The following is a 1,632-nucleotide window of genomic DNA, read 5'->3' on the forward strand; positions in this document are numbered from 1 at the left end:
GCGCGGGCGGCGGCCCGGGCGGCGCGGCGCAGCCGGCCAGGATGGCGGCCGGCAGGGCGGCCAGGGCGGCCAGCCGGGCGGCGGCGCAGGCGGTCATCGGCGACACCGTAACGAAACGGCGGGCCGCGGCCCAGCCGCCGCCCTGGCCGGCCGGGTGCAAAGCCGCGGGGACACACCGTATATGCAGCGCCGCGGCAGGCATGGCAGGGGGAATGGGGGCATGGCGGAGAGCATCCTGATCGGCCGGGGCGACCGCCCTTGCGAGCTCCTGCTCTCCCGCGCCAACCGCCATGGCCTGGTCGCCGGCGCCACCGGCACCGGCAAGACCGTGACCCTGCAGGTGATGGCCGAGGCCTTCTCCCGCGTCGGCGTTCCGGTCTTCTGCGCCGACATCAAGGGCGACCTGTCCGGCATCGCCCTGCCCGGCAAGCCCAACCCGAAGCTGGAAGCGCGGGCGCATGAGCTGGGGGTCGCCGACTTCGCCTATGAGGCGGCGCCGGGGATCTTCTGGGACGTCTTCGGCCAGCAGGGCCACCCGCTGCGGGCGACGGTGGCGGAGATGGGACCGCTGCTGCTGGCCCGGATGCTGGAGCTGAACGACACGCAGGAGGGCGTGCTCAACATCGCCTTCAAGCTGGCCGACGACGAAGGCCTGCTGCTGCTGGACTTCAAGGACCTGCGTGCCATCCTGGCGCATGTCGCCGACCGCGCGGCGGAGCTGCGGGACCATTACGGCCAGGTTGGCAAGGCCACGATCGGCACCATCCAGCGCCGGCTGCTGGTCCTGGAACAGGCGGGCGGCGAGCAGTTCTTCGGCGAGCCGGCGCTGTCCCTGGCCGACCTGATGCTGGTGACGCCGGATGGCCGCGGCGCGGTCAACATCCTCGCCGCCGACAAGCTGATCCACAGCCCGCGGCTCTACGCCACCTTCCTGCTCTGGCTGCTGAGCGAGCTGTTCGAGGAGCTGCCCGAGGTGGGCGACCTCGACAAGCCGAAGCTCGTCTTCTTCTTCGACGAGGCGCATCTGCTGTTCCGCGACGCCCCCCGGGCGCTGACCGAGAAGGTGGAGCAGGTGGTGCGCCTCATCCGATCCAAGGGGGTGGGGATCTATTTCGTCACCCAGAACCCGCTCGACCTGCCGGCGACGGTGCTGGGGCAGCTCGGCAACCGGGTGCAGCATGCGCTGCGCGCCTTCACGCCCGCCGAGCAGAAGGCGGTGCGCGCGGCGGCGGAGACCTTCCGGCCCAACCCGCGGCTCGACGTCGCGGATGCCATCACCCATCTGGCGGTGGGCGAGGCGCTGGTCAGCACCCTGCAGGCGGATGGGTCGCCGAGCATGGTGGAGCGCGCCCGCATCGCCCCGCCGCGCGGCCGGATCGGGCCGGTGACGGCCGAGGAGCGGGCGGCGCTAATGGCGCGCAGCCCACTGGCCGGGCATTACGACGCGGCGGTGGACCGCGAGAGCGCCTATGAGCGCCTGGCCGGCCGCGCCACCGCGGCGCCAGCCTCCGGCCCCTGGCAGGCGGAAGGGCCGCGCGGGCCGGCGCCGGTGCGCAGCGACAATCCCTGGGGCGGCGTATCGCTGCCGCCGCGCCCGCTGCCGGAGGCGCCGGCCCAGGGCGGCCGGGTGCC

Annotated in this window: 1 protein-coding gene; it reads left to right on the forward strand. The window is 73.8% G+C overall.

Features of this window, described 5'->3' with window-relative positions:
- Positions 1-220 precede the first annotated feature (220 nt).
- Positions 221-1,632 (forward strand): helicase HerA-like domain-containing protein (locus E2C05_RS31615; protein ID WP_133223561.1); only part of this gene is annotated, 1,412 nt, incomplete at its 3' end.

It is taken from the genome of Paracraurococcus ruber, from assembly GCF_004353985.1.
Lineage (GTDB): Bacteria > Pseudomonadota > Alphaproteobacteria > Acetobacterales > Acetobacteraceae > Paracraurococcus > Paracraurococcus ruber.